Source organism: Pseudomonas sp. LS-2 (assembly GCF_003605735.1).
Classification (GTDB): domain Bacteria; phylum Pseudomonadota; class Gammaproteobacteria; order Pseudomonadales; family Pseudomonadaceae; genus Aquipseudomonas.
Window position 1 is genome coordinate 140,530 of the sequence record NZ_QXTJ01000040.1, and the last position, 23,252, is coordinate 163,781.

Genomic DNA, 23,252 nt, shown 5'->3' on the forward strand with positions numbered 1-23,252 from the left:
CAGATTTTAAATCGCGCCAACCTCCCGCTCATACGTTGCTAGAACAAATTATTCCTTTCCTTCAGCTTCCTCCGTCATACCTCATTACCCGCTGACTCCCGCGAGTTCCACCAGACCTATGCTAACCAGCCAGGGACTCAATCTTTGTGGTATATGCTGCTCGGTCGAATAACCACCATCTGTGAGGGGACTCGAGCTTGTGAACAAACTCGGCCACACGAACGCACCAACCGCAGAACTCATTCGGAGCATGCGTGAGGTCGCTGTCACCTTGAAAAGCTCTTCTACTTCGCTGTTATCAGTGGCGGTGCGCTTGGCAGAAGCCGGACAAGATCACGAAGCCATGGTGCTCATTGATTTAGCCAAGGGGATTCAGGAGGCCGAAGACAAAGTGCGTCGGCATGCCAAGGAAGCAGGGACGGGGATGATCGTGAAGCTGAGCACGCATTGACTCTGTAGTACTCCTGCGGGAAGCGTGCCGCTCTTTCGGCCCTAGTCAAACGAATACTTCCTAGCAAGGGAGGTAAGCTGATCCTTTTCCTGCTCCAGCGTGAGTGAGATATTTGCACGCATGATCAGAAGCTTCGCGTGCCGCTTGCACGCTTGCTCAAAGAGCGCCGGATTAATCTCGGCCAGGCTGATGAGCGACTTGATCAGGCGAAGGTCAACTTCAAGTAGCCCCACGCCGTCCCGGCTGATTGGGGCGAAGAAATCGTCGAACAGGTCATCAACCGTCAGGCCACGCAAATAGACACACCGACAGTCCGGGCTGGTTTGAACAGCAAGCACATGGGGCTGGCCCCAGCACGTCAGCGTTCTAACGCCACGGCCAATGACATCAATGGCTGTACCTGGATCATTCACTGCCAGGGACAAGGCCCGGGACGCAATCTCTGAGAGCACGGAAAGCCCGAAACGAGGGTCGTGTTCAAAGGTTCGCCTGACACCAATGGTCAGGGTGGCCATAATCCTCTTCTTGAGTTCGTGTTCATCAGTGTGGCTGTCGCCAGTCGCCACCACTTGGGCGAGGGCCATTCCCAGATGAACAAAACTTCCCGGAAGGACTTCCAGGTAAATCTGTATCTGGCTCTCTTTAGCGATGCGACCCAGTGCCTGCACGTCGATGTGCTGGACATAGCCTGTCTGGTTGCTCGCCACCACGCTGGCTGAGGTTGGGAGCACAAGGTCATTTGGGTAGGCCGAACCTCCCAGGTACGGCCACTGCCCACGGTGACTGATGGCAGCAATCGCTGCCTTTTCAACTCGGTCGATGGTTTCACCTACCCGCCCCAGTTTGGAAAGATGGTCGATCCAACGCAGGAGCGTGTACACAATCAAAACCACTACCGCTATCGTCACTGCGAAGAGCAAGACACGACCTTGGGTACCGTACACGCCTGTACTCAGCGCAATGATGCCGACCAAACTGAAGAGAAACGAGCCGATGAAGGTCGCCAGCGCGTTCTGTGTCGTGGTGTCTTCCATGACCAGGGTGGTGGCACGCGGCGTAACCCCGCTGCTTGCAGCGCCATAGGCGGTGACCATAGTACTCAAGGAGAACGTGGTGACAGCCAGCATGCTGGACGCGATGATCCCAAGAATCTTGTCCACCGCGTCCGCGCCGATGCGTCCAGGCAATGACTCCGGGATGAAGTCTTTGAAGAACACGGCGAGCAATGCCGTGGCAACCCCCAAAATGGAGAACAGAGAAGCTCTGAACCAGAGCCGCTTGGTGAGTTGATTTGCAATCCAGCGCCAACGGGCAATCATGTGCAGTACCTTCAATGGCTACGGCTGATTGAGTGATTCCCGGAGCAGAAGTTTCACCCCGCCCTACGTGATGGCCGTTTGCATCTTGCTAACCCGCTCCCTATCATCGCGGTGGGTGCGCTGCTGCATACGGCACAGCGCAGGTTAAAGCTCAAGCGCTGGTCGGGCCGCCAGCGGAGAGTCACTGTGCCTAATAAATCCACGGCCCCCGCCGCTATTCCGCGTCCCCAGATTTTGACCGAACGTGCGCTGTCAGCGCTGGAACGGTTTTCTCACATCGAAGCCGTCAGCGGCGTTGCTCTACTTCTCGCAGCGGTAATCGCGCTGATCTGGGCCAACAGCCCTTTTGCCGAATCTTACGAACATTTCTGGAATACCCAGATCACCCTCGGACTGGGTGACTATTCGGTCTCTCGCTCGCTGCACTTTCTGGTCAATGATGGGCTGATGACGATCTTCTTTCTGGTGGTCGGCGCGGAAATCCGCCAGGAAATCAGAGACGGCGCGCTGGCAAACATGAAGCTTGCCACCTTGCCGCTTGGGGCAGCACTGGGCGGCGTGTTGATGCCAGCGATCATCTATTCGCTCCTCAATCATGGAACGCAGGCCAGTACTGGCTGGGCGGTTCCCACGGCGACCGACATCGCCTTTGCCGTTGGCGTGCTTGCGCTGCTGGGCAAGTCGATTCCTAACGGGGTACGTATCTTGCTGCTGGCGTTGGCCATCATTGATGACATTGTCGCGATCCTGATCATTGCAGTGTTCTACACCGCCAGCCTAGATTACCTGGGATTGCTGGTCGCCGCAGGCGGGCTTGTGCTGGTGCTGCTCTTTCAACGGATGGGGATCAGCAAGGCTTACGCCTACCTGTTGCCCGGCGCAGTGGTCTGGTTCGGACTGCTGAAGACCGGCGTCCACCCGACCCTTGCGGGCGTGATTCTAGGGCTGATGACCCCGGTAACCTCCAAGCCCACTACCGAGCGCCCACTCGAAACCATAGGCCGTACGTTTCATGAGCTGATGGATCGGTTCTCCCAGGCGGGCGATGACCCAGAGGCTGTTGCCAAGCCCCTGAAACAACTGCGTCATGCTCAACGGGAGGTTTTGCCGCCGGTACAGCGCATCCAGACAGCACTTCATCCCTGGGTGGCTTACGGAATCATGCCGCTGTTTGCATTGGCGAACGCCGGGGTCAGTTTTGAAGGCGCCAACTTGAGCGAAGCTGTTCCGCAAAGCGTCTTTGCCGGTGTTGTCCTCGCGCTGGTGCTGGGTAAACCCCTGGGCGTGATGCTGGCGAGCCTGGCGCTGGTCAAGCTCAACATCTGCTCACTGCCGGACGGCGTGACCTGGAAAGGGGTTGCGCTGGTGGGACTTCTTGCGGGCATCGGCTTCACCATGTCCATTTTCATCGCCTCGCTGGCGTTTACCGATCCCGCACTCCTGTCGTCTGCCAAGCTCAGCGTGCTCGCGGCATCATCGATAGCGGCAGTCATCGGATTGGTCTGGGGGAAGCTGAAATTCTAACTGTTGTTAGTACAAGGCCTTTCAAGGAGTGGCGAAGAACGGCAGCAGGGCGGCACATGGCGAATCACTTGTCCTGCTGCAAGGCTTCGCGAATAGCCTCAGGCGAGAGGTTTTTGATCGTCTACACCTCGTCGTCGGCTTTCTAGACAGGACTCGCCACTCCATTCTGGTGCCAGATATCTAATTTGATCCCAGATCCAACCCCCATGATTCAACGCAGATTTGACGGAATCGCAAACAGAAAAAAGCCCGCAGGAGCGGCGGGCTTAAAAGGGATACAAAAGGAGTAGCGATACCTTAGTCGAATAAAAGTGAACAAAATGTGAAATCCATTTTATAAACCATTCTCATTAGCGAAATGCCGACGAGTGGTCACCGTGTTCTTAAAATCGCGGCCCGGCAATGCATGAATGGGTCAGAAAGGAGATGACGAATCACTGCAAAGCAATCGAACCAGCGATAACTGTGGACGGCGCCCGTGTGTTCAAGACCTCTCGGATGGCCTCGGGTGAAAGGTCTCCTGACACGTTCAATGCAGAATCCGCCGGTGCCCATGCTGCAAACTGATCATTTGAAAACGCTTCGACAGAAGGCTCGAACCTGGAATAAAGATACCTGACCTCATTGGTTACAAACTGGGCCGAATACGCTGCCCCTGATCCGATTATGATCACTCCAAATGTGGCGGCAACCTTCCGTAGCTTTGGATGCATCGTGTCCTCTCCGCGTGGCAGAACCATGATCCTAGTCCCGCGAGGACAAAACGCAAAGGCCATCACGGAACTGAATGGCTCCAATATCTTCGAACATGTTTCAGGTCTCCAGGCTCATTTTGGCGACCGATCCTACTGCCACGACCTGCATTGTGTGAATTGAGAAGGAGATCAAATGAACACTGAGACATCTGAAATTCAAGGCTCATGCCACTGCGGGACAGTGCGCTTTCAGGTGAGACTCTCCGAGGGCCTGATGACTGCTCGCCGCTGTGATTGCTCCTATTGCCGCATGAGAGGAGCGGTCGTCGTAACGGCATCACTAAGAGACTTCGATCTCATCTCTGGCGAGGAAGCTTTAAGTCTCTACCAATTCAACACCCACATCGCGAAGCACTATTTTTGCTCCAGATGCGGTATCTACACCCACCACCAGCGACGATCCGATCCCCACCAGCTCGGGATTAATGCCTCATGCCTGAACGGTGTCAGCCCGTTCGATTTTGAGGAGATTCCCGTTAACGATGGAGTGAATCACCCATCCGACCGAGTAAGTCGTGGCGGCAGCGAGGTAGTAGGTGTCTTGCGTTTTGTGCCGTCCAATCGGTGACTGCCGACTTCACCTTGCTTCCTCGCTTCCAGCCATGCCCTCACACGAATTCATCTGTTTGAGCGTATACAGAACCGGCTGACTGGCTTAGCCTGAAGCTGATCATCGACGCAAAGGATGCGACAGCATGGACAGCAATCAACGCATGATTCATTGGTCAGCGGCCTGGGCTTTGGTCGGAGGAGTCGTCGTATGCACCGGATGTATGCGTGGCCAGCCAATCACTCAGAGTGGTGAGTCTTTTACCCACGAAGTGAACTGCAAGGCCAAGGACGATATTGTATCAATGCCTTGGGCAGAGCTGCACCAGATTCTCGATCAGGAACGTGGCTGATCGCTGATAGGAAGGTCACCCCCTACGCGAAACCGCCTCTCCCCCCCCTTGCGTCGCCAACTGCGCTTTCATTTCGGCAACGAAATTGGCGATCCCACGGCACGAGTCGAAATGAGACCGGGGAATCCCACCAGCAATCAGGTTCCGGCCTGTCGATTGGTCGAGCAGTTCGACTGAAAGCTCGCCGCGCGAGTCGATTACGCATTTGCATTGAAGGGGCAAGAAGCTACGCTCGATGATATGGCGTAGCTCAAGCTCAGATAGAGCCATGGAAAACACTCCTTGTTATTGTTTTGGGGCATGCGGCGAGCCTACGTGGCTCAATGGTTTACGCACGCGCCTCACCTTGTTTTAGCAGAGAGTCAGAGACAAACTGGCGAATTAGGGTATTCAAATGTGACCAGCAACACGTTCACGCCTGCTGTGGTTTCCAGGAGAGGGCAATCGCGATAATTCTGCGCCAAGCTTCATTACCTGGATCGTTGCCTGCCTGGTCAACTCATCGGGGATCCGCGAAAGCTCGACTACAGACCATTGAGATCAACGGGCACCCAAAGCTCTTTGTGAGGTTGCGGGCTGGAAGTTGTCGTTGGCATTGCCCTGCAGGATTTCAGCCCTGGATACGTGCCCGCGCTGAACGTTTTGGCGAAGCTCCTTGCGGCGCGCCTCCCGCATTTCTTCGAGCTCAGCCGGGGTTCTGGCTAAGAAGCGCAACGCGAAGTCGTATGGATTGGTACCCTGCTCCTCGACCGCATTTAGGTAGGCAGCCTGTGCGTGTTTCGCGCGAAGCTCCTCGACATATAACCCGCCTGGGTGTCGGCTTAAATTAACCAGTTCTTTTTGAAGCTTCTCGTTGCGACTGATGAAAACCTCGAGCGCTTTGGCGACACGATGATCCGTAAACGGCATTTGTTTCTCCTTGATTTGCACTGGATCTCATTCGGCAGCACTTGAAAACTTGCATGCAACTCGTCTCCTAGGCGCCTCGCATTACCTGCACATGAGCGAGGTCAGAAGCATGCAATACCGAGTGTTTGAACAATAAAAAACCCGCCGAAGCGGGCTCTTTGCTATCAACACCATCCCAACTTCCTGTCAGAGGCCCCCTTGGCCGATGGCAGATCATCCTTGACCTCTGAAGCACTCCTGCGCTCCAGTTGATGGATCCAATTTATGCCTGAGGTCATTCGTCGTAAACGGCTAATGTGCTGAAGAATGTGTAAGACATTCGCTAACACATCCTCCATAACAGCAAAGGGGGAAATGACCCACTCATAATGACCGTCCGTAACAAGCAGGTGCCCGCTCATAAAAGATGTGCCACGTTTAGGTATGGCCAAATGCCTCTCTTTCGCTTGGATGCGAAAAAGAGCAGTTTAGGTGGTTGGTACAGAAGCAACGAGAAGCCCGAATGAGTGGTCAACAGGATCGGCGCCTGGCAGAACCATCACCCGATTTACGAAAGGCTGAATCGGCGCAAAGCTATACCCAATGGCGGCAGGCGCTTCTAAAGCTTCAACTGAGCCGGGATTCTCATTTGGCTGCTGACTGCTTTCGACGCTGCTCTGCCCTGCTGTCACATCTGGTGGACAGCAACCTCGTGACATCTGTAGAAGAAGCGGCAATGCGAGCAGAATTAAAAAAAGCTTGGGTGGTGGCGGTAAATCGGGTCAATCAGCCGGATTCTGTCCCGATCCGGCAGGAAGACCCGGACGCACGCGGGGTAAATGCCCCGACTCATCGCAATGATCTTCGATAGATGCAGTAAGGCCGCTGGGGTTCAGCAGGGTTACTTCCGGGGGCCTGTAGCAACTGGATCGTCGTGTCATCCGGCGCTGCCTCAAAGAACTGATCGAGTGCTCGCTGAAACAAGGCGGCCTCCGAGTGCACCTCGTTGAACAATGTCAGGCACGAGTGCAGCTTCAGATCATCTGGGGAGCCGAAAATCTCAAATGCGCTCAAATTGGCATGCTCAAGCAAAGTTTGGACGCACTCATCAAGGCGCGGCCCGAGCAATGGATGGGCGAGATAGGCACGTGCCTCTTCCATACCGGCAATGCCAAAACGCATCGCGATTTCGCTTCTGCCCAACCCCTTCAACTGCGGGAAAACGAACCACATCCAATGGCTCGTCTTACGGCCTGACCGCAGTTCGTCCATGACCCGGCTGATAACTGGACGCTGCGCTTCAACAAATCGCGAGAGATCAAAAGAGTCGTTCATGGTGCGATTCCTAGGCGTGGCATCAGGCAACGCGCATACCTTCGCCGTCCCCATCGGCAGCAAGCGGGGCTCAAAAGCGCCCGGCTTAGATAGTCCATACCTACTACGCCGATTGGTTGTTCTACTGGTCAGTGACTATTTCGCCATCGGGATCGGGCTCAATATCCTCGTCGTCCGCCTCAACAGACTCACCATTCCTGTTAGAGGATTTAGAAGAAGGCTTTTGGGGATCGTTGATGAATGGAACGCGGCTAGGGCCTTGTTCTTCAAGCCCTTCAGTTTTTGGCTGCATGCTGACTCCTCCACTTGTGTGCTTTAGAAGACTCATGAATCTACACGTTCACACCAATCGGTGAGAGGGTCGCTTCCTTGCACCCAAAGGCTCGCACCAGACAAGCAATCCTGAGTTACCCCTGCCCTCATTTGCAAACCGACGCATACCAAACCTTGGCGCTCGTCGACTTCGCGTATCACTCGGTCGGCGATTCGGTGTTGATGTATGGAGGTACATCGGCCAATGCGAGCTTTCGGCACTGCGTGCTACGAGGCAAGCGCTTGGCCGCCAAGGGCTCGAGCTTTTGCGGTAGTCCAGTTTCGAGCGCTCGCTCAATTGCCATCACAACCCGCACGTCCCGCCATCCTTCTTCGCCATCAGGCTCAGGTGCTTGGTCATTGAGAATGCAGCTGGAAAAATACGCGGTCTCGCCAGCGAACTGATCAACAACCGGATGCACGTGCTCCGTGGTTTCGCCATTGATCGTCGCCCGGTAACTGATCGCCACGCCTTCGCCGTACCCGAAGCATGGCGATGCCTCAATCTCACCCTTGGTGCCGAGGAGCTGAAAGCGCTCAGTGTCCGGCAGCGTGTAGCTCACGGTGAAGTGAGCCAGCCGCTCTTGCGGGAAACGCAGCGAGACGGTCACTGTGTCCCATGAGTCCAGCGGGGAGCCTGGGGTCTTTGAACCTAATGCCATGACCTCAATGGGCTCAGCGTCGAAAAGCTTCCTCACCATGTTCAAGGGGTACGGCCCCATGTCCGCCACGGGGCCAGCGGCGAAACCATTTTGGTTGCGGTGGTTGGTGGCTTTAACGACTTGCGCAAAGGTCGACGTGAACACCCGACGGTCACCGAACTCGCCCTTTTGCACACGTTCAATCATCTCAAGCGTACCGGGCTCACAATGCAGCCGGTAAGCGACCATCAGTTTCGCGCCCGTCCGATCTGCAACGTCCGTCATCTCCCGGCATTCGGCTTCCGTGGTTGCCATAGGCTTTTCCAAAAGAACATGGATACCGGCGTTAAGCGCGGGGATCACATACTGGGTATGCAGGAAATTCGGTGTCGCTACGTAGACAGCGTCGATCTCACCGGAAGCCAGAAGCTCGGGGTACTCATCATACGAATAAGACTTCAGGCCATAGATTGATGCCAGATCCTGTGCCTTGACCGAATCCCCTGTAACCAGGGCCGTCATCACTGAGTTATCAGTCTGGCCAACCCCAGGCATGAAAGCGCCCTGAGAAATTGAACCACCTGCCACCACGGCATACCGAATCTTTCCATCTGAGCTGGGCATCACATTCTCCTGTCGAGTCTCAACTGATCACACAGGGAGTGGGCAAGTCTGGCCTGCCAAGGTTCCATCTTTGTCAGCACGCTGCCTGCAAGCACCTTTTCCGCCCGCGAGAATCTACACCTCCGGCCAGCCAGTGATCTTCCACTCGGAACGATACCGGGAGAAAGAAATCATCTTATGAGACGAACTCTTCATTTGGCCCTTGCAGGCTCTTCTGGAAACTTCCGGATCTGATCAGGCGGAGCACAAACCATGCAAACCTTGGATCAACTCAAAAACTCCCGAGCTGTCGCCAGTTTCATCTCTCGCCCAAGTCTGGTGCTTGGGGTGGTGATTTTCTGCGCCGGCGTAACCCTGCTAACAGTCGAAGCGGCTGCAAGTATTTATCGCTGATCACTGCCCAAGTCCTGCCCTCACCCACATGGTGATGGTGAGAAGAACGGGTAACTCGACACCCTCAAATGTTCACACCAAAGGAATGACTTATGCCGTCCAAACAACCATTAGCTGCTTTAACCCTCATCCTGCTTTGCGCAGTTTCGAGCTTTTCTCATGCAGCTGACGATCCTGCCGTCACTCTGGATCGCCCCGGAACCGGGGACAGGGAATACAAAGTGGGTGATCCCGTGCCCGATGAGTATCAACGTGAAAGCATGGAAGTCAAAGACTGGAAAAGTCGGCACTTGAAGGCACCTGGTGAGCACGAGCAATGGGTACAAATCAAAGGCAAATATGCCCTGATCAGTGTGCCTACGGGCACCATCAAGGAAATGGTCAACAAGTGATGGAATGGCTCGCGGCGTTAACCGTCGCGGGCTTTGCGCTGTCTTTAGCCGCCGGTGAAAAGAGCTGAACGTTATTGCTTCCCATTGCTCACAATCGTATGGGCGCCTTTGCCCATCAAGGAATGATGAGGAAAATAAAATGGCGAATGTACTTAGCACATGTGTACTGACCTTGCTGATCGGTGTGGGAGCCCAGAGCGCTTTCGCAGCACAGGATAACGATGACTTTGTGGAAGACGCCTCTGCTAAAGGTGTGGCTGAGGTCGAGGCTGGCAAGCTGGCACAGGAGAAAGGCACTGCTGCCGACGTGAAGAGCTTTGCCGACATGATGGTGAAAGACCACACCGCCGCGAATATTAAACTCAAGTCGATTGCCGATGCCAAGAACCTTGAGGTTTCTGACAGCGCTGAGCTGGTCGACAAAGCAAAGGCCATGATTCTTGAGCTGCGAAGCGCCAAGTCGTTCGATCAGGCGTACGCGAACAACCAGGTCAAGGCTCACGAAGCGACCATCGATCTGTTCGAGAAAGAGGCTTCCGAGGGCAAGGATGCTGAACTCAAAGCTTTCGCCACCGACACCCTGCCAAAACTGAAAGCTCACTTGGAGCATGCCAAGGCTCTAGCCAAAGCCCATGGTGGCGACGCCGCAAACTGACGTCACCTGCGCCGCCCTCCTGATCGGCGGCGCATTTCACCAAGTGTGGAAAAGGATTTCGTTATGGTCATCTCTTACGACGGCATTGCTTCGCTTTGCGTTTCCGCTGGCGAGGATCTTTCACACATACGTCGCCTGCACACCATCGCTTTCATCAAGCTCAGATGCGAGTATCCGACAGGCCTGGGCCTGGTGGACTTCGTGGGTCATTTGAATCGTCCCACGGGGTTCAAGCATGTGCAGATTTGCACATCGGCAGGGCCATCGCTTTCAGGAGACATTATCGATTATCTGGAGCATGGCAGCGGAGGCTGGATCAGATTCGAGGTAGGTGGATCATGACTTGTGTCGCTCCACCTACTGGAGAGGTAATACGCTTGATCAGGCAGTTTGGGGCGGAAGGTGCGTGTTCGGTTGGGACATGGCGCTGAGCTCTGCTCGGAGCTCTCCTATCAGTTCTGAAATGGCACGACTGGTACCCAATGTAGCGACATCGATCCCGCCAACCGCCAAGTTGGCGCCGGTGGTTCGGTCGAGGATCTCGATGGTCAACTCATTGGTGGCAGAGGTTGTACATCTGCATTCGAGGGGCAAAAAACCCGATTCGATGATGTGGCGTAACTCAAGCATGGAAATGGCCATGGTGTTTTCCTTTTTGTGTGAGCGGTCGACTCCGTGCCACTAGCCTTAATTCAATCTTTTCGGCATGAACGTCTCTATAGGAATTTTTCATCACTCATGAGGTGGTTACATGAGCCCATCCCGCCAAAAAGCTGAGTCAGAGGTCGCAGGCCATTTACTCGGGCTGCGAAGTGCCATTCAGGCCCTCGCCGAACACCACACCTCTGAGCCCCATGAACTTTCAGGCCATCAGACAGTAGAGTCACGGCAGAGCCTGCTGCTCAGCTTCGAACGTCTGGAGGCCTGTGTCGACGAGATGCAAGAGATCCTTGCAACCATCGTGGAAGCCACAACGGATGCTTGAGGCGCCAGAGATCCTGACCTCGCCCTTCAGCTCGTGCGCTTGGTGTCATCTATCCAGGCCGACCAAACTTCGTTGAATTAATCCTCCAGGCCTTTCTCTCACCTACATACCAAGAAAACTGTGTAGGCCTACCCATGACTTCTCTACGAAGTGTCACTGACTGCCTGATCTCGAAACCGACGCACGCATCAGACGCGGTTTCCATCTATCACGCCCTCTTGAACCGGCCTCAGGACGTCGCCTTTCCAGTGGTTCAGGAATTTCTGAACGCTCAATTGATGCGAGCCAAGCAGCACAGTGACGCCTCTGGGCTTCCTGATGACCTCAACAACTGGGCAGCGTGGATCGAGGGCAATGCAAGTCAGGTAGCAAGCGCCTATCGCGAATATCTGGAAAGTCGACACGCGGGGCGTGGCCGAAAATTCTTTACCAGCAAAGCCCACGCGTTGTATTTCCTGCAGCACGTGGCACCGACCAAACTGGTCGACGTTGCTTGGCTGTATGACGCAGTGAACCATCTCGGTGACTGGCGATATCACAACCTGATCCGCACGTATCTTGAAGAGCTGGGCGACGGAGATCCTGCACTGAATCACGTGGTGCTCTACCGCAAGCTGCTGGCGGAACACGATTGTGCGCCCAGCGAAGTGCTTGATCAGGAACACTACGTTCAAGGCGCTATCCAACTCGCGTTGGGGCATGCAGGCGCTGATTACCTGCCTGAAGTACTGGGCTACAACCTGGGTTACGAACAACTGCCGCTGCACCTGCTGATCACAGCTTTCGAACTCAACGAACTTGGAATCGACCCCTACTATTTCACGCTACATGTCACCATCGACAATGCCAGTACAGGCCATGCCCACAAAGCCATCCAAGCCGCTATCGACCTCTTGCCCACGGATGACTCACGAGAGGAGTTCATTGCACGCCTGCGCACCGGCTATCTGCTCAACGAGCTGGGCAAAGGCACCAAGGCAGTGATCTCAAGCTTTGAGCTTGAGCAGGAGGTCGTCGCCATGCTGGAGCGCAAACGTTCGTTCGGCCAGCACATGCATTCTGATTACTGCCGTCTCGACGGTATGACAGTCAACGAGTGGCTTTCTGAGCCGGGGCAATGCCGGGCCTTCCTTGCCGCTCTCGAAAACAAGGGTTGGATCAAACGACATGAAGATCCGGCTAATAGCCGTTTCTGGCAACTGATCGATGGCCCCGGTGCCGCAATGTTCGGGGTGTTCAGTGGCTACGAAATGCAGCTGCTGCGCGACTGGATTTCGGGGAATTGGCAGGCAGAAAACCAAGTGAAGAAAGCCAATCCATTTCGCGCGCAATTCCGTCGTCGAGCGCCTTGCGCCGAGCTTCCCTTGACGACCTCAGATGTCTTGTCCATCGAACAGCTGACTGTCCTCCTGTCTCCCTCTATGCATTTAACTCCAGACGGCCTGAATGCGACCCGAACATTCTCACGCCAACTTGCTGAAGGATCTTCAATCCGATGAGCCAAGCCATTGTTCATTCTCAGCCTCTCGATGTGATCAACCCGGAAGATCAAACCCATGATCTGGCCCTGTTGCAATTGGGTCGGCGTCTGCTGGCAGATGACTATCGATTCACCACCGTCACTCCTCTCAGCCATCAGCGCAATAACGCTCGTGAGGAGAATCATCAGGCGCGCAACTTGCGGGACATTTTCGGCTGGAACAGACCTTTTGCTTCCGAGCTACTTCCCGAAGCAGAGCTGGAAGCGCTGCTCAGCCGAGCCATCTTGCGGGCACATGCGGGACTCTGGGTCAGCGAGGTGCGTTGGTCGAGCCTGCACGATCATCTGTTTGTCCACTCGGCGTTTCCCACGATCTCCAACGATTCGGTGTTCTTTGGCCCAGACACCTATCGATTTGCTCAGGCCATCGAAGAGCATTTGCGCACCTCGACCCATCCCATTCGCACGGCAGTCGACATAGGTTGCGGCAGTGGTGCAGGCGCCATCCTGATCGCCAAGGCCAGGCACGACGCCCAGGTACTGGCGTTGGACATCAACCCGACAGCGCTGAGATTTACAGCGGTGAATGCAGCGCTGGCTGAGACGGAGAACGTCTCTGCATGGCACAGCGATCTGTTCGACAGTGCCTCCGGTGAGTTCGATCTGATCGTTGCCAATCCGCCTTACATGCAGGACAGCCAGAAACGAGCCTATCGCCACGGGGGTGATCGCTTGGGTTCGGAATTGTCGGTGCGTATTGTGGATCAAGCCATGACTCGCCTGACAATTGGCGGGAGCCTCGTTCTCTACACCGGCTCACCTTGGGTCGATGGTGTGGATCTGTTTCTTGAACATGCCCGCCCATTGATCGACAAAGCCGGCTATAGCTGGTCGTATCGCGAGGTCGATCCAGATGTCTTTGGAGAAGAGCTTGAGACCGAGATCTACTCACATGCAGAGCGGATTGCGGCGGTCGTACTGACCGTGACCAGGCTCTCGTGAGCCACATCATCACCCAGCGATCAGAGGCTGACGTCCAGGACGCTTCTGACGCGATCATGTTCGGATCGCTGAAAGATCGCCTGGACTTCTATCGAAAAGAAATTCAGTACGAAACGACCATGCTTTCCAGTCGGACAAACGCCTATTTGGGGGCTCAGTCGTTTCTGGTGATTGCCTACTGCTCCTCCATGGCGAACATCAATCCGCAATGGGGCAACGTTTTCTCGCTGGTGGTCTCGATTCTCTTGTCAGTTCTGGGCTTGATCACTTCGCTGCACGCCTGGTCTGGCATAAAGGCTGCGTACGAGATCATCGACCACTGGTATCTGAAGCAAAGCAATCTGTTGCAAAGCCAGCCCAAAATGAGCGATGCGTACGATGATTCCCCGCTGTTCGCTAAACGGGAATCCAATCAGCGTGGGTACCGGGATGCACTGAAGTTTTCGATGCGCTCACCCTGGATTTTTTTCACTCTGTGGATATTGCTCGGCGGGTTCTCAGCAGTGATTCACTTCATGACGATCAAGGTCTGATAAAAAAGCCGCCTTTGAAAGACGGCCCTTAACCATCATTAACACCTTCACCATCAGCGTTGCGGTGGATGCTCCTGAGACACGGAGTCATTGGCTTCTACGTCTGACATGTCCTCGTCCACCAGGTTGTCGCCATCGAGGATTGGCGCCGGTTCATTGTCCTTAGAGTCGCCCTCGTCGCTGCCAGGAGGCGGATTGGGCATCACGTCAGGACGACCTGGTTCCAATGGCTTGTTCGCGTCATTGGCATCTCTGTTATCACCGGGTATTGCGGAACTGTTCATAAGTACCTCGCTCGACCACGAAAGAGTCGCGATCTACAGATTTCGAAATCGCCTTGTGCTTCCCGTTCGATGAAGTTCTCGAACGGTCATTACCTCGTGATAAATCGCGAACTCCTCCCCCTGCACCCCCTCACATGAGTAGGGTCGGACTGGTGGAAGGTACGCAAACCTGCAGACCTGAGGATCGCCTCGCTCGACGTCAAAGGCATCGTCGCCCACATAACTCCGCAAACGCCTATGCCCGCGTCTTTGGAGCGTTCGTGCCGACCAGAGAATCATTTCGTCTGGAGCGCCTGGATCAGCTCGGCCTTGGTCATTTTCGAGCGCCCAGACACATTGCGAGATCGCGCCTCTGTCATGAGACTCGCCTTACTCTGACTTTCAAGTGATGACTTAGAGCCTCGACCATGGCCGCTCCGAGTTTGCGCAGCCCTCTTGCCCGAATCAGACTTGGCTTGGGCCTTGGCTGAGGCAGACGTTTTCTTACCTGAACCACCCGCCTTCTCACCTCCACCAGACTGCTTGTTCACGGTTGCCCAAGCACGGGCCTGCGCTTCACCTTTGGGCGTGCCCTTCTCCTCGTAGCTTTCTTCGATATGCTCCGCTTTTCGTTTCTGCTCTTCAGTGTATTTAGCTTTGCTTCCACGTGGCATGGCTCATACCTCCAAGTCGAAAATCGACGACGCGCGTTCGCGTCTATGCCATTAAGGAAGTCGATTTTTCCGAGAAAGTTCACCGTGTTTTCTACCGATCCACGGTGCCGCGAGTCATGCTCTAACCATCGAGCCCCGCTCGTCGCTACCAGAGCACTTCTACCAAGTACTCCACCTCTGAACTCTATACGCGGATGAACTGCGTTCAGAACGGAGAATTGCCATGTCAGTTGATAACAACGGGCCAGACGCTGCGTACCCCGGCCCCGATGAGAAAGCGCCTGATACCGGAGAGGGTCATGACTCAGGCCTGGAAAATACGACTTCCGAGCCCAAGCAAGGTTCGCAAGAGCGCCCAGAGGACTGGAATCCTCCACCAGGAAATCCAGGCTCCGACCAGGATGCCCAGACGAACCGTGAAAACGGTGGTGCGAGTGATGCGCAGGGGTTGGGGTTCGACCCAGACTCGCCAGATGTGTCCGATCCTCAAATCGATCCGCCACACCCGGCGCGCACGAGCAACGACCCTGCGCCCTGACCAAGGGGTCGCCCCAAAGGCTGATAGGCAATTCTTCAATCAACTATCAGCCATTTTGGCTAGCTTGCGCTTTGAACAAGGGGGGGGGAAATGACTTTTACTTCAACCGGCAGACCTACGTCATCGAGGAAGGAATTTAGCTAGAGGCTGGAGGTTAGCCTTTTTAACGGACGGCTTTTGAGAGGGCATTTTTTCCTTTCAGCGTTCGCTTGCCGATGACCTTCCCCGCTACTAACTCAATCTCCACATAACCCCGCTCCCTTAATACCAGTAGGGGTGTGAAATCGAGAGGATCGATTGCGCGTGAGGTGTCGTCCTTGAAGGTCGATAGAAGCCTTAGCGCACGTGATTCGAGCATTGAAAGTCACCTAACGACTCATTGATGGCGATTTGTCACCATACTTCATCAGGAGTTCCAAATACGATCTTTCTGTTGAACGGCCCCTATCCGAGCGGTGAATACTCTTACCCAGATTACACCGGTTGGTGGCGAGCCGTTAAAAAGGCCCCATACCGACATCGTGCATTCTGGTCTTCCAGCTAGCGAAGCTTATGAACGATTCCTAAGTACGTAACCCCAGATAGGTGACCGAAGGGCTATCTGCCGACTATGCACGTGTGCGTTCGAGAGGCTAAAGGATCCCATGGATTTTATTCAATGGCCTGCCATGGTTGTGATTCTGGTCGCATCATGGCTGGCAGCATCCCAGCGCGCCCATAGGCGAAAGCTCGCTTTCCTCGGCTTCATCCTCGGCAACCTATTGTGGATCGTCTGGGGATTGCACGTAGAGGCTTACGCCCTTGCTCTGCTGGACGGAATACTGTGTGGAATGAATATCAGGGGCTTTATGAAAAACAGGACAGCCACTCAGCGAGGTGAGCCCAATGCAGTATGAAGCTAATTTCAATCCAAGGTCTCAGGGGCAGTTAGCATGGTGAACAGCGTTGACTGGGTGCAGTGGCCGGCGATGCTGGTTACCGTCCTTGCAGCGTGGCTCATTGGCTCGCAGCAAGCGCGGCGCAGAATGACAGGGTTCTGGTGCTTCATCCTGAGCAATATCCTATGGATTATCTGGGGGCTTTCGGCTCATGCCTATGCATTGATCGTCCTGCAGATATGCCTGTTCGCGATGAACCTTCGCGGTTTCAGAAAAAATTTCAGAAGCCATGACGGCTCCCAAAAAGAGCAAAGTAATTAGCGTTCATCCCACCTTCGAAGGCCTTAGGGCGCCGAGCATTCCTTGCCGCTTTGTTAATAGGCACCATCATAAGACTGAACGACTCGAAGGCCGTCTATGTCCATGATTAAGGTGAAAGGAGACGCCCATGGATATGCAGGTTGAAGCACCAGCAAGAGATATAGTGGTCATCGGCGGGTCTCAAGGCGCACTTGAGGTTTTGAGAACATTACTAGGTGCACTGCCCAGAGATTTCCCCGCAGCGATCATGATCGTTCTCCACTCTCGGCCTTCTAGTCCCGGATATTTGGCTGACATTATTGGCCGGTACACGGCGTTGCCAGTTGAGTATGCGAGAGGGGGTGAAATCATCGAGCCGGGACGGATCTATGTGGCCCCCGCTGACAGGCACTTAGAGATAACTGCCCCCGGCCTGCTGCACCTGAGTGACGGGCCGAAAATTCGCTATTCACGACCAGCAGCCGACCGTTTGTTCACGACGGCGGCTGAGGTATTTGGGCCACGCGTGATTTGCGTTGTTCTTTCAGGCGGGGATTGCGACGGCGTCCAGGGAGCCAACGCCGTGGCAGCTGCTGGTGGAAAGTGCTTGGTTCAGGAACCGCAAGATGCGGTCGTAGCCAGCATGCCCATCAGCGTCATCCAGCGAGACCATCCCGATGCCATAGTCAACAAAGACAACATGACCGTAGCCCTAGCGAGCGCAGTCATGGGCGTGCTCGTGTAGTTACGTCTCCCAGATCATGGAACGGCAGCGGTTCCTAAGCTGTCACGCGGTTACTACCCCTCAGGGGCTCGCGACATTCGTGATAGGAAATGTGCTGCTCGCAGCAGTGCTCCACATGGGGAGGATGGCTCGATCACCAACCCTCAAAGGTATGCGCAAGCCATACCTTATGTTTCACGCGGATGAACTCCAGCGGGTAGGGTTGCCCTAATCCCTATAAAACAGAAAATCCCTAGGGTCACGCAGCCAGACCCGCCGGCAGTATTAGGTGCGAATAGAGGTGCAAAATGGTCTCCCAGCTTTTAAGGCAGTTGTGTGTTGTCTTTTTACTAACTGCCTCGGGCCTCTCCTTCGCCTCAGATCCGACTACAGCGCCGATCCGAGTAGTCACCGAGGAACTACCGCCATACAACATGGCAGAAAACGGAGTCGTCACCGGCCTGAGTACGGAAATCGTGCAAGCGGTTATGGCCGGCCTCGGGCTCAACCCCAAGATCGAGATTCTGCCTTGGGCTCGCGCCTATGATTTAGCGCAACACTCCGACAACGTCCTGATCTATTCGATGGCAAGAACCCAAGAGCGCGAACATCTCTTCAAATGGGTCGGAGCCATCGCACCGACGACGTGGTTTCTGTTCAGCCTGTCCGAAAGACCTGTGTGGCTGAACTCACTCGACGATGCACGTCAGTATCACATCGCGACCGTCAACCAGGATGTAGGTGAGCAGTACCTGATGGCCCACGGGTTCCAGGTCGGCAAAGAGTTACAGTCCAGCAGCATGTACGAGAACAATTACCGCAAGCTCAAGGTCGATCACGTTGAGCTGTGGATCTCCAATGAGCTCAACGCCATTCACCTCATGCGCAAGAATGGGGATGATCCTAAAACGACGATGGTGCGTTCATTGCCGTTGCCCGAGCTATCCAGTGAAGAAGGACTGTACATGGCCTTTAGTCCAAGTACGCCAGACGTAACTGTAGAGCGGTTCAGGGCAGAACTGGATCGGATCAAGCGAGATGGCACATACCAAGCTATCGTCAAAAAATGGCTCCAAAACCCTTCACGTTGAACGCTTCGGAAGCTGACCGTCCAACCAGTCTCAAACTTTGCGATTTGAAAAGGATTTCTGATGAAAGACGCATTTACCGCTGCCCTCGCCGACGTTGTTCAACGCCAAGTCGAGCTGACTTCAACAATTGAGTCCCAGGTCTCAGATCAGGCCGCGCAAGGGGCATCCGATGGTGATATCGCTGAAGTGCTTTGCATGCTGGGCCAATTCAATGCCCAGGTGAACAGACTGATCGGACAACTAGCTGCTCGATACGACGAGAACGCCGAAAGACTCGATGCCGCATCTCACACAGACGCTTCGTCTATCTGAACGATCCGCCCAGCCACAATCTCGGTCACAACTGAACTGAGCTTGCTCTCCTCCCGCTGAAACATCGCGATCATGCGATGAAGCGCTTGGGCGTCAGGCTCGTTACCCGCCTGACTCAACCGGTCAGCAATTCTGACCAGCTCGACTGCCGACCACTTGAGATCTGCGGCCAAGCCTTGAAGATCTCTTCGAAGAGTGTGGTTGTTACTGGCCATGCTCGACGCTCCTGTCTGTTTCCACTAATGCCTTATCGGCAGTGGATTGGGATAACTGTGCGCTGCCCGTCAGATTCACCTACGCTTTTGCACATCCACAGGAGGTGAGAGATGCAATTCAGGAGTCCGGGGGTTATCGCAATAACTATCGTTTTTCTTCTGGTCGAGTCCCTCCTCGCCTGGGCCCTGTATGGCTACAGTCGCCATCCCGGGCCATTCGGATACGCTGAAGCGGAACCTCGGCTGATGTATGGAAAATTCGCTCATGTGATCGGGCCAGGAAAATCCCGCTATGCCCCATCACAGTATCTGTTTATGGACGTTGAAACGGGGAAGCTGAAAAAACTGTATGACCTCTTCACTCGTACCGCGATGTCATTTGATAGGGATAAAGGCAAGGTCTTCAGCCTCCAGATCATCAACGATCAAATCATGACGTGTGAGCTAAATGGTCAGCAGCTTTGCACTCCCAAATGCACCTCAGGGCCTCAGTGTGAAAACATCAAAGTCGCGGTTACGACGGCCCAAAGGAACGAAAATTGGTGGGCTTTGGCGGTCGTATCCATGGCTTTTGCGTTTGCCTATTACTGGAAGGTTTGGCGCCCTGCGTCGAACCAGCATCAATCTCCGAGAGAAGCTTGAGGTGATCATCTCCAGCATTTCGGGCGCCATAAGCCTTGGGCGGTATCAGCGCATGCCGGCCCCCGTCTTTCATTGTCACCTCGCTTTTACAGTCCATAGCTGATCCAACCTCGTGGTGAAACTTTGGCTCATGAGATCCCGGCGCATCGCCCATCCAGGGGCCGCAGGCACACTGGCTAAACGAAGAACACCTCTCCCCCAGCGGCCATTGATCTCATCCAGCACCCCCATCACTTTGTCAGCCACAGCAGGCTGCGAATGCGCGAACAGATCGTCCGTGTACTCGCTTGGCTGACGCAGATCCAAGAGGAGGACTTCGGCCTTGCTGTACTTGAAGCCAGGCCTGAAGAGCCGATTAACCGCTTCGGTGGCAGCCTTGGTCATGAGCCGCACATCGTTGGTGGGATACGGCAACTCGACCAACGCGCCATTCGCATACTTGGCCTCTTCCGGATTGAACATGCCGGTACGGATGCTCACACGGATCTTCTTGCACAGTGAATTCTGCGCCCGAAGCTTTTCCGCCGCCCGCTGGGTATACGTGGCCACGGCTTCTTTGATCGGCTCAATGTCGGTCAGCCGATTGCCGAACATCCGGCTGCAGCAAATCTCCTGCTTGGGTGGATCAGCTTCTCCGAGCTCCAAACATGGAGTGCCGGCGAGCTCACGAGCAGTCTTCTCGATGACCACGCTGAATTTCTGCCTGAGTGTCCAGGCATCGGCCTTGGCCAAGTCCATGGCGCTCTTGATGCCCATGACTTCAAGGTGCGCTTTCATCCGCTTACCGACACCCCACACCTCCCCAACCACGGTGTTGCGCAGCGTCCAATCGCATTTGAACTGATCGCATAAATCGACCACGCCGCCAGTCTGATCGATCAAGCGTTTCGCGGTGTGATTCGCAAGCTTGGCCAAGGTCTTGGTTCGAGCGATCCCAACCCCGACAGGGATGCCGGTGTGCTTGAAAATCTTCTCGCGCAGATTTCGGCCAAAGGCAGTCAGGTCGCCCGGAATGCCGGTCAAATCTGCGAACGCTTCATCAATGCTATAGACCTCGAGCGCCGGCACCATGGACTCGATGATGGTCATCACGCGCTCGCTCATATCGCCGTACAGCGCGTAGTTGCTGCTGAAGGCAACCACGCCGTTTCGTCGCAGATGGTCTTTGATCTGAAAGTACGGCTGGCCCATTTTCACGAAAGGCTTGGCGTCGTATGAGCGGGCAATCACACACCCATCGTTGTTGGAGAGAACAACAATGGGGGTGCGTGCAAGATCTGGCCGGAAGACGCGCTCGCAACTGGCATAAAAGCTGTTGCAGTCAATCAGGGCAAAGACAGGCTCAGGCGTTGTCATGATCGCGGATGCTGTATTTCACAACGCCCCAGATCACCAACTCGTCGCCTTCCATCACGTGCCGAGGTGGGTACTTCGGGTTCTCAGATCTCAGGATCACCGAGTTACCGTGCATGTCCAGGCGCTTGCAGACCGGCTCGGTGTTGAGGGCCGCGATGACGATGTCACCGTGCTCGGCATACAGGCTGCGGTCAACGATCACCATGTCGCCGTTGTAGATCCCCGCCCCCTGCATGCTGTCGCCTTCGATCTTCACCAAGTACACATGAGGTGCACGGACGTCGAACAGCTCGTCCAGTGAAATGTGCTTCTCGATGTGATCAGCAGCCGGCGATGGGAAGCCTGCCGGCACCTTGAACGAGTAGAGAGGCAGCTTTTCGCCGCCGTTTTCCAGTGGCCCGAGGATTGAGATGCTCATGATGCAAGCCTTATGATGAGTTACTGTATGTATATACAGTTAACGATTTACATCGCTTGCGGTCAATCTCGTAAGAGAGAAAATTCGACAGGTGACATCATGTGCGGACGCTACTCGATCTACGAATCGATGGATCACTACCTCAAGGAGCTTGCTCCAAAGCAACTGGTGATCAATGGCTACGACCTCTGGCCCATTGAACGCTACAACGTCGCACCGACCACTCGCGTTGAAATCATTCGTCCTGTCGAGGAAGGCTTGAGCGTCGACAAGGTTCGTTGGGGATGGGCTCCGTTCTGGGCCAAGGGCAAGCGACCTGATCCGATCAACGCCAGGGTCGAGACCGTCATGAGCGGGAAGTTTTTTAAACAGCTTTGGCCCAATGGTCGAGTCTTGGCGCCCGCGAACGGATGGTATGAATGGGTCAAGGATCCCGTTGATCCCAAAAAAAAGCAGCCCTACTTCATCACCTTGAAAGACCAGACTCCGATGTTCTTCGCCGGCCTAGCGGAAGTGCACCAGGCCATTGAGCCGGACGACCGTGATGGATTTGTCATCATCACGGCAGCAAGTGACCAAGGTATGGTCGATATACATGACCGTAAGCCTCTGGTGCTTGCACCTGAGCATGCGAGGGAGTGGGTAGATTCTGAAACGTCTCCGGAGCGTGCGGCGGAAATCGCGATTGAGCACTGCCGGCCAGCGGAAGATTTTCATTGGTATAAGGTTGGCAAGGATGTGGGCAACGTAAGAAACCAAGGGCCCGAATTGATTCAGCCCGTGTCCCTTCGGATGTTGATGATTGAGGCAGCTAAATTCAGTCATGCCCAGCGGGCCAGATGATGAATCTAAGGCCCCCTAACGGACGGTATTTTATTGTCAAAGAAAGGCTGAGGCGTTGCTTGGATCACGCGCTAGAGGGCAAGGCACGTCAGCGACCAGTGAATGAACTGAGGAACACTCGGAGAGCTGTGAAGCCCGCAAAGTTTCAGGTGCTCAGGGTAAGAGGTAAAGTGCCTTACACATCGAGCGATCAGGAGCTACTCTCACAATGGCTATCACCATCGATCAGGAAGAAGAGCGCAGCCGCCTCACACACGAGGCCTTAGCTGATGTAGAGGCAGGGCGTGTGATAGACCACAACGCTGTGAAAACTTGGGCCGAAAGTCTGAACATCGAAACGCCGTTGCCAGTGCTGCCACGGTGGAATTGAAGTGCCCAAGCAAGACTTGCTAGCCAGTCGCTTACGCTATCAGTGCTGACTTTAGTATTTTATCGGCTATAGATTTGGCGTAAGCTTGAAGCCCTGCTGTCGACTCCGGGAGATCCGCCGCCAAGGAAAATGCTTGAGATGACGAGCCTTCTCCGGCAGTGAAACCTGACTGAGCTACCCATGAGTTGACCACCGCGCCAGGCTCTAAGCTTCGAAATCAAAAGAAAACAGCGAATCCCTCATCAGGCCAGTGGCCAACTGATCTGTCACCAAGCGCTGCAGTACGCGATGGTAGAGATGTTCGCGCTTGTGTTGACGCACCCAGAGGTAGCCAGCGGCTGGGTCAGCGTTCCCCCAGTCATCTCTCAGGCAGGCCTGTAACGCCTCAAATGCCCCGTCGCCAAGGCCTGATCTGTAATAGCGCGTCATATCGCCGT

Annotated in this window: 35 protein-coding genes and 1 pseudogene; 22 read left to right on the top strand and 14 right to left on the bottom strand. The window is 54.8% G+C overall.

Features of this window, described 5'->3' with window-relative positions:
• Positions 1-199 precede the first annotated feature (199 nt).
• Entirely contained in the window at positions 200-451 is a 252-nt protein-coding gene (locus tag D3M70_RS26235) for a hypothetical protein (RefSeq protein WP_120128605.1), read from the top strand.
• A gap of 41 nt (positions 452-492) precedes the next feature.
• On the opposite strand, the gene D3M70_RS26240 is transcribed toward D3M70_RS26235, so the two are convergent.
• A complete protein-coding gene (locus tag D3M70_RS26240) occupies positions 493-1,770 on the bottom strand; it encodes a DUF2254 domain-containing protein (protein WP_120128606.1) in 1,278 nt (425 codons plus the stop codon).
• Between the two features lie 186 nt (positions 1,771-1,956).
• On the opposite strand from D3M70_RS26240, the gene nhaA reads away from it, so the two are divergent.
• The 3 genes from nhaA to D3M70_RS26260 all read left to right on the top strand — a co-directional run bounded on the left by nhaA (position 1,957) and on the right by D3M70_RS26260 (position 4,951).
• Positions 1,957-3,294 carry a Na+/H+ antiporter NhaA gene (gene nhaA, locus D3M70_RS26245; RefSeq protein WP_120128608.1) on the top strand — a complete coding sequence of 446 codons (1,338 nt, stop codon included), beginning with the start codon at positions 1,957-1,959 and terminating at the stop codon, positions 3,292-3,294.
• Between the two features lie 888 nt (positions 3,295-4,182).
• Complete coding sequence (locus D3M70_RS26255) at positions 4,183-4,617, top strand: GFA family protein (RefSeq protein ID WP_120128611.1); 435 nt, start codon at positions 4,183-4,185, stop codon at positions 4,615-4,617.
• A 127-nt stretch (positions 4,618-4,744) separates the two neighbouring features.
• Positions 4,745-4,951, top strand: a complete 207-nt coding sequence (locus D3M70_RS26260; protein ID WP_120128613.1) for a hypothetical protein — start codon at positions 4,745-4,747, stop codon at positions 4,949-4,951.
• Between the two features lie 15 nt (positions 4,952-4,966).
• Here the strand turns inward: D3M70_RS26260 and D3M70_RS34350 are convergent, their stop codons facing one another.
• Both D3M70_RS34350 and D3M70_RS26270 read right to left on the bottom strand, forming a co-directional pair.
• Positions 4,967-5,221, bottom strand: a complete 255-nt coding sequence (locus tag D3M70_RS34350) for a DUF1652 domain-containing protein (RefSeq protein ID WP_120128615.1) — start codon at positions 5,219-5,221, stop codon at positions 4,967-4,969.
• 270 nt (positions 5,222-5,491) lie between these two features.
• Positions 5,492-5,860, bottom strand: a complete 369-nt coding sequence (locus D3M70_RS26270) for a DUF6388 family protein (RefSeq protein ID WP_120128617.1) — start codon at positions 5,858-5,860, stop codon at positions 5,492-5,494.
• Positions 5,861-6,362: 502 nt separating this feature from the next.
• Here D3M70_RS26270 and D3M70_RS31780 point away from each other — a divergent pair.
• Positions 6,363-6,710 (top strand): hypothetical protein, encoded by a 348-nt coding sequence (locus D3M70_RS31780; protein WP_133306521.1) that lies wholly within the window; start codon positions 6,363-6,365, stop codon positions 6,708-6,710.
• Here the strand turns inward: D3M70_RS31780 and D3M70_RS26275 are convergent.
• The 3 genes from D3M70_RS26275 to D3M70_RS26280 all read right to left on the bottom strand — a co-directional run bounded on the left by D3M70_RS26275 (position 6,689) and on the right by D3M70_RS26280 (position 8,751).
• Complete coding sequence (locus D3M70_RS26275; protein WP_120128618.1) at positions 6,689-7,174, bottom strand: DUF1810 domain-containing protein; 486 nt, start codon at positions 7,172-7,174, stop codon at positions 6,689-6,691. The two genes, D3M70_RS31780 and D3M70_RS26275, sit on opposite strands and share 22 nt — an antisense overlap.
• Positions 7,175-7,295: 121 nt before the next feature.
• Positions 7,296-7,466 (bottom strand): hypothetical protein, encoded by a 171-nt coding sequence (locus D3M70_RS32090; protein WP_165869894.1) that lies wholly within the window; start codon positions 7,464-7,466, stop codon positions 7,296-7,298.
• A gap of 178 nt (positions 7,467-7,644) precedes the next feature.
• On the bottom strand, positions 7,645-8,751 hold the full coding sequence (locus D3M70_RS26280; protein ID WP_120128620.1) for a Gfo/Idh/MocA family protein: 1,107 nt from the start codon (positions 8,749-8,751) through the stop codon (positions 7,645-7,647).
• 252 nt (positions 8,752-9,003) lie between these two features.
• Here D3M70_RS26280 and D3M70_RS32095 point away from each other — a divergent pair, with 252 nt between their 5' ends.
• The 4 genes from D3M70_RS32095 (at position 9,004) to D3M70_RS26295 (ending at position 10,533) form a co-directional block, all read left to right on the top strand.
• Positions 9,004-9,144, top strand: coding sequence for a hypothetical protein (locus tag D3M70_RS32095; RefSeq protein ID WP_165869895.1), 141 nt, complete (start codon positions 9,004-9,006; stop codon positions 9,142-9,144).
• A gap of 92 nt (positions 9,145-9,236) precedes the next feature.
• Positions 9,237-9,536, top strand: a complete 300-nt coding sequence (locus D3M70_RS26285) for an RcnB family protein (protein ID WP_120128621.1) — start codon at positions 9,237-9,239, stop codon at positions 9,534-9,536.
• Between the two features lie 139 nt (positions 9,537-9,675).
• Positions 9,676-10,191 carry a DUF4142 domain-containing protein gene (locus D3M70_RS26290; protein ID WP_120128623.1) on the top strand — a complete coding sequence of 172 codons (516 nt, stop codon included), beginning with the start codon at positions 9,676-9,678 and terminating at the stop codon, positions 10,189-10,191.
• Positions 10,192-10,254: 63 nt separating this feature from the next.
• Positions 10,255-10,533, top strand: a complete 279-nt coding sequence (locus D3M70_RS26295; protein ID WP_120128625.1) for a hypothetical protein — start codon at positions 10,255-10,257, stop codon at positions 10,531-10,533.
• 39 nt (positions 10,534-10,572) lie between these two features.
• Here the strand turns inward: D3M70_RS26295 and D3M70_RS26300 are convergent, their stop codons facing one another.
• A complete protein-coding gene (locus D3M70_RS26300; RefSeq protein ID WP_120128626.1) occupies positions 10,573-10,833 on the bottom strand; it encodes a DUF1652 domain-containing protein in 261 nt (86 codons plus the stop codon).
• A 109-nt stretch (positions 10,834-10,942) separates the two neighbouring features.
• Between D3M70_RS26300 and D3M70_RS26305 the strand changes: the two genes are divergently transcribed.
• The 4 genes from D3M70_RS26305 (at position 10,943) to D3M70_RS26320 (ending at position 14,191) form a co-directional block, all read left to right on the top strand.
• A complete protein-coding gene (locus D3M70_RS26305) occupies positions 10,943-11,176 on the top strand; it encodes a hypothetical protein (RefSeq protein ID WP_120128628.1) in 234 nt (77 codons plus the stop codon).
• 134 nt (positions 11,177-11,310) lie between these two features.
• Positions 11,311-12,675: an iron-containing redox enzyme family protein gene (locus D3M70_RS26310; RefSeq protein WP_120128630.1), complete on the top strand. Its 1,365-nt coding sequence runs from the start codon at positions 11,311-11,313 to the stop codon at positions 12,673-12,675.
• Complete coding sequence (locus D3M70_RS26315) at positions 12,672-13,658, top strand: methyltransferase (RefSeq protein ID WP_375233039.1); 987 nt, start codon at positions 12,672-12,674, stop codon at positions 13,656-13,658. The genes D3M70_RS26310 and D3M70_RS26315 overlap by 4 nt, the downstream gene beginning before the upstream one ends.
• Positions 13,655-14,191, top strand: coding sequence for a hypothetical protein (locus D3M70_RS26320; RefSeq protein WP_375233040.1), 537 nt, complete (start codon positions 13,655-13,657; stop codon positions 14,189-14,191). Before D3M70_RS26315 ends, D3M70_RS26320 begins: the two co-directional genes overlap by 4 nt.
• A 53-nt stretch (positions 14,192-14,244) precedes the next feature.
• Here the strand turns inward: D3M70_RS26320 and D3M70_RS26325 are convergent, their stop codons facing one another.
• Positions 14,245-14,475, bottom strand: coding sequence for a hypothetical protein (locus D3M70_RS26325; RefSeq protein WP_120128631.1), 231 nt, complete (start codon positions 14,473-14,475; stop codon positions 14,245-14,247).
• Between the two features lie 275 nt (positions 14,476-14,750).
• Entirely contained in the window at positions 14,751-15,128 is a 378-nt protein-coding gene (locus D3M70_RS26330) for a termination factor Rho (protein ID WP_120128633.1), read from the bottom strand.
• 223 nt (positions 15,129-15,351) lie between these two features.
• Here D3M70_RS26330 and D3M70_RS26335 point away from each other — a divergent pair, with 223 nt between their 5' ends.
• Positions 15,352-15,666, top strand: coding sequence for a DUF6021 family protein (locus D3M70_RS26335; protein WP_177418479.1), 315 nt, complete (start codon positions 15,352-15,354; stop codon positions 15,664-15,666).
• Positions 15,667-15,829: 163 nt separating this feature from the next.
• Here the strand turns inward: D3M70_RS26335 and D3M70_RS26340 are convergent, their stop codons facing one another.
• Complete coding sequence (locus D3M70_RS26340; protein ID WP_120128634.1) at positions 15,830-16,024, bottom strand: hypothetical protein; 195 nt, start codon at positions 16,022-16,024, stop codon at positions 15,830-15,832.
• A 286-nt stretch (positions 16,025-16,310) separates the two neighbouring features.
• On the opposite strand from D3M70_RS26340, the gene D3M70_RS26345 reads away from it, so the two are divergent.
• The 5 genes from D3M70_RS26345 (at position 16,311) to D3M70_RS26365 (ending at position 18,971) form a co-directional block, all read left to right on the top strand.
• Positions 16,311-16,562 carry a hypothetical protein gene (locus D3M70_RS26345; protein ID WP_120128636.1) on the top strand — a complete coding sequence of 84 codons (252 nt, stop codon included), beginning with the start codon at positions 16,311-16,313 and terminating at the stop codon, positions 16,560-16,562.
• 36 nt (positions 16,563-16,598) lie between these two features.
• Positions 16,599-16,865, top strand: coding sequence for a hypothetical protein (locus D3M70_RS26350; protein ID WP_375233041.1), 267 nt, complete (start codon positions 16,599-16,601; stop codon positions 16,863-16,865).
• Between the two features lie 127 nt (positions 16,866-16,992).
• Positions 16,993-17,589 (top strand): chemotaxis protein CheB, encoded by a 597-nt coding sequence (locus tag D3M70_RS26355; protein ID WP_120128637.1) that lies wholly within the window; start codon positions 16,993-16,995, stop codon positions 17,587-17,589.
• A gap of 287 nt (positions 17,590-17,876) precedes the next feature.
• Positions 17,877-18,659, top strand: coding sequence for an ABC transporter substrate-binding protein (locus D3M70_RS26360; RefSeq protein WP_120128639.1), 783 nt, complete (start codon positions 17,877-17,879; stop codon positions 18,657-18,659).
• A gap of 60 nt (positions 18,660-18,719) precedes the next feature.
• Positions 18,720-18,971, top strand: a complete 252-nt coding sequence (locus D3M70_RS26365; protein WP_120128640.1) for a hypothetical protein — start codon at positions 18,720-18,722, stop codon at positions 18,969-18,971.
• Here the strand turns inward: D3M70_RS26365 and D3M70_RS26370 are convergent.
• The gene (locus D3M70_RS26370; protein WP_120128642.1) at positions 18,947-19,186 is read right to left on the bottom strand and encodes a hypothetical protein; all 240 of its coding nucleotides are present in this window, start codon (positions 19,184-19,186) and stop codon (positions 18,947-18,949) included. The genes D3M70_RS26365 and D3M70_RS26370 overlap by 25 nt on opposite strands.
• Before the next feature lie 111 nt (positions 19,187-19,297).
• On the opposite strand from D3M70_RS26370, the gene D3M70_RS26375 reads away from it, so the two are divergent.
• The gene (locus D3M70_RS26375) at positions 19,298-19,828 is read left to right on the top strand and encodes a hypothetical protein (protein WP_120128643.1); all 531 of its coding nucleotides are present in this window, start codon (positions 19,298-19,300) and stop codon (positions 19,826-19,828) included.
• A 75-nt stretch (positions 19,829-19,903) separates the two neighbouring features.
• On the opposite strand, the gene umuC is transcribed toward D3M70_RS26375, so the two are convergent.
• Together umuC and D3M70_RS26385 are read right to left on the bottom strand one after the other, a co-directional pair.
• Complete coding sequence (gene umuC / locus D3M70_RS26380) at positions 19,904-21,184, bottom strand: translesion error-prone DNA polymerase V subunit UmuC (protein ID WP_120128645.1); 1,281 nt, start codon at positions 21,182-21,184, stop codon at positions 19,904-19,906.
• Positions 21,171-21,602 (bottom strand): LexA family transcriptional regulator, encoded by a 432-nt coding sequence (locus D3M70_RS26385; RefSeq protein ID WP_120128647.1) that lies wholly within the window; start codon positions 21,600-21,602, stop codon positions 21,171-21,173. The genes umuC and D3M70_RS26385 overlap by 14 nt, the downstream gene beginning before the upstream one ends.
• Before the next feature lie 99 nt (positions 21,603-21,701).
• On the opposite strand from D3M70_RS26385, the gene D3M70_RS26390 reads away from it, so the two are divergent.
• Together D3M70_RS26390 and D3M70_RS32100 are read left to right on the top strand one after the other, a co-directional pair.
• Positions 21,702-22,445 (top strand): SOS response-associated peptidase, encoded by a 744-nt coding sequence (locus D3M70_RS26390; RefSeq protein WP_120128816.1) that lies wholly within the window; start codon positions 21,702-21,704, stop codon positions 22,443-22,445.
• Positions 22,446-22,653: 208 nt separating this feature from the next.
• Positions 22,654-22,815, top strand: coding sequence for a hypothetical protein (locus D3M70_RS32100; protein ID WP_165869896.1), 162 nt, complete (start codon positions 22,654-22,656; stop codon positions 22,813-22,815).
• Positions 22,816-23,019: 204 nt separating this feature from the next.
• Here D3M70_RS32100 and D3M70_RS32405 read toward each other — a convergent pair.
• Positions 23,020-23,252 (bottom strand): annotated as a pseudogene (locus tag D3M70_RS32405) (hypothetical protein); the annotation flags it as partial.